This window comes from Methanosarcina spelaei (genome assembly GCF_002287235.1).
Lineage (GTDB): Archaea > Halobacteriota > Methanosarcinia > Methanosarcinales > Methanosarcinaceae > Methanosarcina > Methanosarcina spelaei.
The window spans coordinates 1-10,441 of record NZ_LMVP01000071.1; the positions used below are offsets into that span (position 1 = coordinate 1).

Sequence of the window (10,441 nt, forward strand, 5' to 3'; positions counted from 1 at the left end):
GTCGTGGGAGTTGAGCCACACGTTAACCAGCTTTAAATCTAATGTATATGGCTCTTCGTCATTCCTTATGGATAAGATAGTTTTCAATTCAAAGCCGTGTTGGTTTTTATGAGAATATTATGAGAATATCCACACAAAACAACGAAGAGCCAAAATTCTAAGATAAAACAAGCGGCTCTCTTTCATCAGGATATGTTTAATTGTAACAAGCGAAATTATGCTGATATGGAGAGTGCTTCCCAGAGTAAAGAGTTATTCGAAAAAATATCTTCATTCCTCAAGAAAGAAGGAGCAACAAAGGTAGCTATTTTTGGCTCTTATGCAAGAGAGGAAGAAAGAACGGAAAGTGATATCGACGTTCTTGTAGAGTTTTCCGAAACGAAAGGTCTGCTCACTATGGTAAGAATTGAGAGAGAACTATCGGAATTTCTTGGAATAAAAGTCGATTTACTAACCGAAAGGTCGATAAGCCCATACCTTATTGAAGGAATTAATAAAGAAGCAAAAGTGATCTCTGTATGAGAAAAAATGACTCGATTTACCTTAGTCACATCCTCTATTTTTATTTCTGAAGTAAGATGAGTAAAATATAAACAGCTTTTACAAACGTAAATTCTAAAAAAAGAGTTCTATTGTACCCCATATTAAGAAATTAACTTAATCTTTTTTCGTTTCGTCTAGAATTTTTGTTATTAAAGGCTTCAAAGAAGGAGCATCTTCAATTGTCGTATCCCAAACAACCTCAAGATCAACACCAAAATAACCATGTACTACTTTGTCTCGAAATCCGGCCATATCTCTCCAGGGAACTTCAGGATACTTAATTTTTAGTGAATCCGGCAAATTTTTTGTCGCTTCTCCAATGATCTCAAGAGCTCGTACCACTGCATATATTGTTTTTTTATCCTTAGAAAACTCTTCAAAATCAAATCCTTCAATAAAATTTTCTATATTTTCAATTGACTCAAGTATGTCCACTAGAAAATCTATAGGATCTCTTTTCTCCGCTTTCATAGAGTTTTTACCTCATTTAGAATTCGCTTTCCTATATTAGGTTTAAGTGCACTTTTCATTACTAAATCAACTTTTATCCCTAAGAGATCACTTAGATAGTTTTCTAGTTCAATGTATTTTAAAAGTCCTGGTTTCTTATCAAATTGTACTAGCACATCAAGGTCGCTATCTTTGGTCTGCTCTCCACGAATATAAGATCCAAAGATCCCAATATAACTCACACTATACTTTTCTTTTAATTCAGGCAGATGTTGCCTTAATATCTTGATAAAGTACTCTGAATCTCTTAGCTCTTGAGAAAGCATTGTCTATTGAGTCCTCCAAACATTTTACACACAAATAATGGCAAAGCAGTGAATTTGCCACTAAAGAGGATATGCATAGTATATATTTGTCATTTTCTCTAATCGATAGTATACCTACCGTCTTTGAAATTACTTTATTAATATTTAAATAAAGCCGCTATTAAGAACTATCGATTATGATCAGGGAAAGAACATGGTAGTTTTTAGGAAAATTATTACATTTTCTTGCCTGTTCCATCTCTCGAAAATACGTACTCAATTGACTTAGTGACTGTCACAAAACAGATTAGGCAAACTTTTCATAAAGTTAATTTTTAATTGGTGATAATGATCTTGAAAATCAAGGCATCCAATCGAAACTTATGCATAGTTTGTTCTGTGACGACTCCTTAGTTCAGCAATCATTTCTTCTTGCCCTCGCGTATGGTTCATCTTCATGGCACGATTCCAGAAATAATGGTGTGCTACAAAGTTTCTCTTCTTCAGAGCATCGGCAAGCTTCTTTTCAAATCATCTGGCAGATCAACAGACTTTTTGATTTGCGTTATTGCCAAAGTAATATTTCTCGAAAATATGGATAACTGTGGAAACATGAACTATAGGAGAAAACCGTCATCAGATCGCTGTAAAAGGCTTAAAATATATTTTCGTTAAAATGTTGGCTGGATCCCCCTATTATCACTTATTAATTGTTGGATTGATGGGCATTTTAAAGATTCGCTCCTCGGTCACATACTTAATGACGCCTTTTAGAAACTCCTTGTCATCCTTGCTCAAGTCACAAAAGAGATGGATCAGGCCTTCGATCATTGCCCTCGTTTCGCGACAATACAGGGAGTCAGGTCTGTGCATATCCCCAGTATGCGCCTTGTTGTTGTAGAAGCAGCCGCCTCCGCAGAAATAGCGCGCCCAGCAACTCCAGCATTCTGGCAAATGATCCACGACCGCCCGCCAATAGTCGTTTAACCCTTCAATATGGTAGTCTGCGATATTCCCAAAACGCAATTCCTCTATCCCCACAAACCTGTGGCAGGGATAGATATCTCCGTTTGTGGAGATGGCGACCATACCTTTACCAATTCCGCATCCATAGTAGCGTTTCTGCCCGAAATCCATTTCTGCCATGACGTACAAGAGACCCGGCAGATAATTTTTATCGATCGCTCTTGCCCTTATAGCGACGAGCAATTGCTCCATTTCCTTGCGGTTAAACGCCAGCATTCGTTGCAAGGCTTCTTCTCTGGCCGAGGGAATATCTGCAAGCTGCGTGTTCAGAAGCACGGGGGAAGCCTTGGTAATAAAACAGGTTGTGAATCCAGCTCGCTCCATCCCCTCTTTGACCCGAAAAGGGTCGGCCTCACCACAAAGTGTTGCTCGGCCCGTCAGGTGGGGGATAACCGCCCGCAACTTTTGGATATTTGCGGAGACCTTATCATACGATCCCTTACCGTTCTTGAAGGGACGCTGACTGTTTTGGTATTCGGACGGACCGTCAAAGCTGATAAAGGTTCTTATCTTTTCTTCCTTGAGAAATGTGATGATCTCCTCATTCAACAACGAACCGTTAGTTGTGATGCTGAAGAAGACCTGCTTCCCTTTTTTCATTCCCTGTCTTTTGGCGAAAGGCACGATTTTTCTCATCAAGGAAAAGTTCATCAAGGGTTCTCCCCCGAAAAAACTGATACTTACGCTTTCGGCTTTTTTGGAATTTTCCATCAGCCAGTCAACCGCTCGGAACGCCGTTTCTTCCGTCATCATTCCTTTTCCAGCATAATGCCCCCCGCCACCATAGCAATAGACACAGCGCATATTGCACTCTTGCGCAAGGAAAAGGGAGATGTTAACCACCGGATACTCGAATTCCTCGTATGATCCTATCGACTCGCCATCCGCCACAGCTTCGGACGTCTCCTCCTCCTCTCCGGTAACCAGCTTTAATTTGCGCAACTCCTCCATGGCGGATTCCGGAATCAGACAGCCGAAAGCTGAATCCACCTTCTTGATCATAGATGCCAACCGGGCGGAGATTGGGGAGACCGCCTTATTGCCCACGTCGACCAGATAATGTGCATTATCATGTTCGAAAATATGGTATTCTCGCAACACGACGTTGCTGAAGTATCTTCGCCCTTCATACTCTATTTCGTAAGAGCCTAACATCTTCCTCCTTCCGCTCCAAAATAATCAATCTATCAAATCTCCTCCTATATGATGCGATGCAAGGCATTTTTGCACACCCAGTTCTGACGGACTAAAAGGTCCGGGCAATATGCAGGAACTGCATCCAGGAAAGGAAGTTTCCGCGCCAAGTGGTTTCCATCTTTAAGAAAACTGCGGATCAGCGGAATTGCCCTCCGCGGACGTGAGGATACTTACGGCTTGAGTGTAACGGCAACCATCAAGGGTTTTGATCGCGGTTCTGATCGCAATTATCATTTCCGCAATGTAGTTTCAAGCTGGGTTAGGGCATCTTCTATCCCAAGCCTCCGATAAATTAGGTAATTCCCTCGCCTTGCCAACAACTACAACCTATGACATGGAATCCACTGTCCTGTGCAATTAATAGGAGCTTTGCAGCCTTAAATTCTTCTGAAACCGGCTTCAATGGTATGATCATATGGACCAATTTTTCGGTGTTCTCTACTGCCCGCACCTCCAAACCCGCCGGCACGTCAACTCCTTCTTCCTTAAGCACAGCCATCGTGTCTGCGAGTAGCCGCTGTTTGAAGGACTCGTCATTCCAAGCTTTAGTAATAACCTGACCTATCTTTTTGCCTTGTTCTTGCTTATTCATTATACCCCCCTCTTTAGAATTTTCTTTTACCTTAAAGAAACAACTATAAACGTTCGTATTTACAATAAGTTCTTAGAAATTTCAGCATTTATAGCTGCAATATCTCGTTAGGTTGTATCATGGTTGTATTATAAAACTACGATTATATTAGTTTAATTAATATTCCTTAAGCTTTCCCATATAATATTTTGAGAAAGAACATGATTCTACCTTCGTGCAAAGAATCAATTCAAATGTAAAGTACATAAAGTCACTTTAGGTTTGTAATATTAAGCATAAGATCCAGTCAACAATGTTCTAATGTAAAACCTGCCCGATGTCTGAAAGATTACCAGTAAAGGTATATCCGGCAGAAGCAGGGGCAGTAATTAAACCGAATACAAGCAGAGCCAGGGCAATAACCCTGATAGCTTTATTTCTCTTGACTTCCTTGCTCTCGATCTGATCCATTCGTAGCACCTCCCGCATCAAGGAGGGCCTGTCTGTACATGGAAAAACGCTGTACTAAGACTTCAAGATCAGAAAGTTCAAAGCTTGCATTCTGCCATTTATCCCCGACTTTTTCGGAGATATTCAGCTTGGGGAAAAGTTCAGTACTTTCACTCTCGAAATTTTCATTTTTTGCAGGACAGTAAATGCTTACCTTAACGATTTTGTTCCCGATTTTGCCATATCCGTTAGAAAATTTCAGATCTTTAAAGCCATACGTATTAAACCTTAGTTCCCAAATTTTAAGCGCATAATCTTCTTTTCCTTTAGAATCACCTCAATTCATGCGCAGATGCGCATGAATTTTCCCTCTTTTGACCTTCAATTTGAAAATTTTAAATACAACTATGCGCTTATATTATAAGCGCATATGAAATCTACACTCCGTATCAAAAAAATAAATGGAATTGAATACTGGTACCTGCTTTCGGCAGGTCGACATAAAAATTCATTCAATTTTTCTATTGATATCGTTTTTTTCAGAACTATTTAAATTAAATTTAAATTAAAAATTACTAAATGTTAACCATAACATTATTAATATATATTTGTAACAAAAGGAGAGAAACGACAAATCAGAATAGATATCTAGTCCTCATGATACTGATTTTTAACTGAAACTACAAAAACTAATGATGAAGAATATTTAAGTGTTAGAATGTGCTTGCTGCCGAATGTAGGCTGGTATGAAGATATTCCTTACTATGACAACGAAAAGAAACAGATTCGCCATCGATCCAAATACGTCGGTAGAAACATAAATGGTAAACCTGTTAGAGTTCGAGATACATTGAATTCCAATAAGGAAATGCCTTTACCTTCCAGCAAACCATTAAAAGCATATAACTATGGTGAGCTTCTCCCCTTACAGAAAATAACAGACGAACTCCGGATTGGAGAGTATCTTGGAGACCTGTTCAACGGAAAAGACAGGAACATGATACTTTCAATAGCATTCAATCGTATAGCTCGTCCCACAGCTATGTATAACCTTAAAACCTGGTACGAGAATTCTGTTCTTTCCCTTGAGTGGCCTGAGTTACCTCTGAAAAGTCAAAATATTAGCAACTTACTGGCTAAAGTAGGAGACAGTGACATCCCATCTACATTTATGGGCAAAATGCTCAGAAATCTTGGGACAAAACGCACATTAGTACCTATATTCGGCAGGTCGACATAAGGAATTTAAATATTTTTTCTGATATCGTTTTTGAACATTTAATAAATACACATTAGATTTGAAGCTGGTTAACGTGTGGCTCAAGTCCCACAACACATATAAACACTGAATCATTTTTCCATTAAAGTTTAGTATGAGAGATTATGTTTGGATCATATGTAAACCTAATAACTACACACAATTATAGAGCATCATTTCAAAATCGTTATCAGTAAAAATTATAGACAATGAAATGTCGACCTGCCGAATATAGGTTAGTATATGATCTTACCAGTTTTTCGAGTTACTCCCAACTGATAAATCTTCTCGAATACGGATATAATAGAGATAATTTTGATCTCCCGCAAATAAATCTCTCCATGATTGTGGATAAAGAAAAAGGCATTCCTGTGATGTATGACATCTATCCAGGAAGTATTGTTGATGTCACAACCCTTAAAAACACGATCAAAAAGATAGAAGCTTACGGGGTGGAAGATTATACTCTTGTGATGGATAGGGGATTTTTCAGCAAGGGCAACATTGAAGAGTTGCTCCATGAAAAAATTCCTTTTATCATATCGGCTACTATGACACTTAAAAGTGTCAAGGAGCTTATGAGTTCGGCACAAAAAGACATTGAAAGCCCACAGTACCTTCACAAGTTTAACAAGAAACCCATATTTGTAAAACCAGTTATTCTTGAACAAAAGGAGTTTACAATTAATGGATACTGTTTCTATGATCCAAAAAGAGAACTGGAAGAGAAGAGCGTATTTTACTCTCGTCTTTATGATGTGAAGGAAAAACTAGAAAAAACAGCGATTCCAGGATGGAGAAAAGCAGAAGAAGTATTCAAAGAGAGAGCAAGGGAAATGGCAGGCTTCTATTCATGGGAATGGATAGATGACCATTTCAGGATTAATATAAAGAAAAATGCGGTATCTCAGAGAGTAAACAGAATGGGGAAGTTTTTCCTTTTTTACAATGGAGAGCGTGACTGGATGGAATGTCTTACCACATACAGAGAGAGGGATATTGTCGAAAAAGGATTTAAAACAATGAAGAATGATATTCAATCACTTCCACTAAACACAAACAAAGATTCAACAACAAAGGGGTTCATATTTATCTGTTTCATCGGACTCATAATCAGAATGAGACTACTCAATATAATGAGGGAAACTAAGATTATCGAGGAATATACTGTAGAAAGTATACTCTTAGAGCTTGAAAAGATAAGGAAAATAAAACTGCAAAATGGGGAAGTAATAATTACAGAACTCACAAGAAAACAAAAAGAAATTATGGAAAAATTGAATTTATGCGCTTAAAAAGGCGGAAGTTAGGATTAAATCCATCATCAGTAGCTATATCGCCCATAGTACGAAGCCTTCTATTAAAAATAGTTAAATAGTTGATTTAAACATACTCAATTTTCTTAATTAAGCAAAATTTGCTTAATCTTTACGCTGAGCCTTAGCATACTTATTTTGAATTTTATAAAATGCTCAAATCTGTATATTTCTTCTTCCATAAGAATTTAAATGGATATACTGACCTACTTTGCCCTTTGTGATAGATTCGGTGGTACTACCTATAAGAAGAAAAATTATTAAATAGGTTTATGACCTATAGTCATATTGTGCCCATTGGTCACTTGCATTGTTCAATCCGGTGCCATTCACACAATAATAATGCATAGATCGAATGAACATCAGATGAATATTGATGACAATCGGAAAAATGTTAGATATGAATATTTGACTAATATCACATGAAAAATCAGAATAAAGGTGGAGATAACAGCAGCAGACGATAATAACAAGAGGTGAGCATTTAATGCAGGAACCAAAAAGCTTCACGGTTTCAAATGGAACAAACTTGAAGAGAAAAGGACCCAGCAAAATGGCCGAGGGAATTGCCCTCCAACGAGTCGATGAATCAAATAAGTCTGAAGAAGAACGAATCTTTTATGATCCGTATGCGGTTTATTTTGTGAACCCCGCAATATTAGAATTTGCAGCAAAAAACCCCGAGCAAGCAAAAGCAGCGTTGGAACAGATGGAGCATTTCTTACCAGGCCATGCTAATTCTATTCGAGCTAGAGTCAGATATTTTGATGACTTTATCAGGACATCAATCAGTGAAGGGCTTGAGCAGCTAGTCATTCTGGGTGCAGGATATGATACCAGAGCATATAGGATAGAAAACTTGAAAGGCAAAGTCAAGGTATTTGAAGTGGACCATCCAGATACCCAATTCGTAAAAGTGGAAAAATTAAAGAAAATCTTCGGTTCTCTTCCAGATCATGTTACCTTCGTATCTATCGATTTTGAAACCGACACTCTAGAACAAAAGTTGATTAATTACGGATATGAAAGGTCAAAAAAGACCCTTTTCATCATGGAAGGGCTTATTATGTATCTTCCTCCTGAATCGGTTGATAAGACATTATCATTTATTTCGAAAAACTCAGGCAAGGGCAGTTCGATTCTATTCGATTTTTATCCTGAATCTGTAGTTAATGGAACATGTGAACTAGAAGTTGGAAAGAATATCAGGAACTTTGTGGCACAACAAGGAGAGCCTCTTAAATTTGGTATTAAAGAAGAAATGGTCGAGACTTTTCTTGTTAAGAAAGGATATTCCAGAGTTCAGAATGTAACTGCTGAAGAATACAAAAAAATGTACTTCCATGGAACAAACAAAAACAGAGAAGTATGCAGTCTCCTCTTCTTTGCACACGCGGTTATCGAATGAACATTGCTTTGCAACCATCTTAAAGGGATAATAACTATTAACTACCTTATTCAACTCAAAGGAAATAAAATCTGACTAGTTAGTCAGTTTTAAAACGAATTTACCATTTACGAGCAAATTTAGGATCACAATGCTGGTCAGCGGAACCAGCATATAATATAACTCCAGCCTATGTCATGGCCAAAAGTCATACATAGCACAGTTATAAAGGTGAAGACAATGGCTGTTGCTGACAGAAAAGAAAGAGAAAAGGAAAAAAGGAAGAATGCTATTCTCGATACCGCTGAGAAATTGTTCTTCTCCAGGGGTTTCGATAGCGTGTCCATGGAAGAACTCGCGAAAGAAATAGAACTTGGAAAAGGCACTCTTTATATTTACTTTAAGAACAAAGATGCGCTGCTCTTCGCCATCATTTTACGTAAGATGAACAAGCTGCATGAAATTTTTCGAGAATGCACAGATCTAAAGCTATCTGGCCGGGAGAAAGCAAAGTTGATGGGAAAAAGATACTTTGAATTCGTACATGAAAACAAGGAATATTATCAGATGGTGTGCACCAATGGACCAAAACTGTTCAGGAAGCTTGGGAATGAAGATATACATACCTTCATGGAACATATGAAAGTGGATCTTCTTCTGCACAGTTCAGTATATAGAGCTGGTGCTGAGGATGGAACGATCAGTAACGATATTGATCCGACGGAACTTGCTTTTTTTGTGGCCCTTATGACCAACAGCATTGTCTGCCTGGAACCAGGCTGGAAAATAATGCTCGAAGCCGAAGGAATCAGCTATCAGCAGTTTGTGAAAGACTTCCTTTTCTTTATCGGTAATGCTATCGGGAAACGCCCGGAAGCGTATGAAGCGGATCTGGGCGACCGCGCTTCCGATAAACTCTAACTATAGTTCCTAACATAACCTATTACATCCATCAACTTTTATATCTTTTTTTACTCAAAATTATTTCAAAATCTTAACAAAGGTTCTGTGAAGTCTGCGGCTGCTATATAAATATTATTCATTTTTGGAAGCAAATCACTAACAACATCATACATTTGTATAATTTTAGCAGCCATAGATCTCACAGTGCCAAAAATGCGAACATTTTCTTATAGAATGTTAGGGTTTTGGCTAATTTTTGGAAGAGAAATTACAGAATAATTCCCAAATAAAGGGAAAAAATCCAACATATCAATAAAATGTTTGTATATTAATAATTATGGAAAACGGTTTGGTTACAGCTGATGGTACAAAGGTATTAACAGTTGCTGAATATGATAAGTTTGTAAATTTTATTCCTATAAAGTTCAGGCCTATTTTTGAAGTGAATACCATCACAGGCCTCAGATAGGTAGAGCTTCAAAGGCTACATGACCACGAGGAATGGTATTACACAGAAAGAAACCAGATTATACTTCCAAAAGAGGCGCAAAGGAAGGTAAAACAAAAACTAGTGAAACGTACCATTGACAAACTGCCTGCAACTTTCCCTTACATCTTCAAGGCCTTTGTTGAGGGGAGAAGACCACCGGAACGTACAACATGGTTTGAGAACTTAGAAAGATGGAGCCAGAAAGCAGGGATAAGCCCAAAGGTTAATCCAAAGACTCCGAGAAAAACAATTGAATCATGGATGTTGAAGGCAGGGATTCCAGAGATTGAGATTTACTCTCGTCAGGGACATGACCCCATTACAAGTCTTAGGCACTATCAGAGCTTGTCTCTGATTACGAAATGAGAGATATAGACTCACCTACCTTCATTTGTGATTGGACAAAACGAAGGGATTACCTTATATTCGTCAGGTCGACATTTCACGTCTGAAAACTAAGATATAGCAATTTTTTCAGTTAAAATAATGTTGTTAACTGTCAACAGCAATAGAAAAATTTAAAATTTTGGGTTTTATGATTTAAT

General features: G+C 37.9%; 9 protein-coding genes and 2 pseudogenes. 6 read left to right on the plus strand and 5 right to left on the minus strand.

Annotation, left to right across the window (positions count from 1 at the left end; all coding sequences use genetic code 11):
• Positions 1-225 precede the first annotated feature (225 nt).
• Positions 226-522, plus strand: a complete 297-nt coding sequence (locus ASJ81_RS05360; protein ID WP_095643590.1) for a nucleotidyltransferase family protein — start codon at positions 226-228, stop codon at positions 520-522.
• A 135-nt stretch (positions 523-657) separates the two neighbouring features.
• Here ASJ81_RS05360 and ASJ81_RS05365 read toward each other — a convergent pair whose 3' ends face one another.
• From ASJ81_RS05365 to ASJ81_RS22635, 5 genes are all read right to left on the minus strand, one after another.
• A complete protein-coding gene (locus ASJ81_RS05365; RefSeq protein WP_095643591.1) occupies positions 658-1,014 on the minus strand; it encodes a HepT-like ribonuclease domain-containing protein in 357 nt (118 codons plus the stop codon).
• Positions 1,011-1,319 (minus strand): nucleotidyltransferase family protein, encoded by a 309-nt coding sequence (locus ASJ81_RS05370; protein ID WP_095643592.1) that lies wholly within the window; start codon positions 1,317-1,319, stop codon positions 1,011-1,013. Before ASJ81_RS05370 ends, ASJ81_RS05365 begins: the two co-directional genes overlap by 4 nt.
• Positions 1,320-1,997: 678 nt before the next feature.
• Positions 1,998-3,479, minus strand: coding sequence for a radical SAM/SPASM domain-containing protein (locus ASJ81_RS05375; RefSeq protein WP_095643593.1), 1,482 nt, complete (start codon positions 3,477-3,479; stop codon positions 1,998-2,000).
• Between the two features lie 334 nt (positions 3,480-3,813).
• On the minus strand, positions 3,814-4,113 hold the full coding sequence (locus ASJ81_RS05380) for an NHLP leader peptide family RiPP precursor (protein ID WP_095643594.1): 300 nt from the start codon (positions 4,111-4,113) through the stop codon (positions 3,814-3,816).
• A gap of 297 nt (positions 4,114-4,410) precedes the next feature.
• Complete coding sequence (locus tag ASJ81_RS22635; RefSeq protein ID WP_170943208.1) at positions 4,411-4,563, minus strand: hypothetical protein; 153 nt, start codon at positions 4,561-4,563, stop codon at positions 4,411-4,413.
• Between the two features lie 697 nt (positions 4,564-5,260).
• Between ASJ81_RS22635 and ASJ81_RS05385 the strand changes: the two are divergent.
• The 5 genes and pseudogenes from ASJ81_RS05385 to ASJ81_RS05405 form a co-directional block, all read left to right on the plus strand.
• Positions 5,261-5,758, plus strand: a pseudogene (locus tag ASJ81_RS05385) (IS1634 family transposase); the annotation flags it as partial.
• 275 nt (positions 5,759-6,033) lie between these two features.
• A pseudogene (locus tag ASJ81_RS05390) lies at positions 6,034-7,095 on the plus strand (IS1634 family transposase); the annotation flags it as partial.
• A 508-nt stretch (positions 7,096-7,603) separates the two neighbouring features.
• Complete coding sequence (locus ASJ81_RS05395; protein ID WP_095643597.1) at positions 7,604-8,524, plus strand: SAM-dependent methyltransferase; 921 nt, start codon at positions 7,604-7,606, stop codon at positions 8,522-8,524.
• A gap of 219 nt (positions 8,525-8,743) precedes the next feature.
• Positions 8,744-9,424, plus strand: a complete 681-nt coding sequence (locus tag ASJ81_RS05400; RefSeq protein ID WP_170943209.1) for a TetR/AcrR family transcriptional regulator — start codon at positions 8,744-8,746, stop codon at positions 9,422-9,424.
• A 553-nt stretch (positions 9,425-9,977) separates the two neighbouring features.
• Positions 9,978-10,262 (plus strand): tyrosine-type recombinase/integrase, encoded by a 285-nt coding sequence (locus ASJ81_RS05405; protein ID WP_170943210.1) that lies wholly within the window; start codon positions 9,978-9,980, stop codon positions 10,260-10,262.
• Positions 10,263-10,441 lie beyond the last annotated feature (179 nt).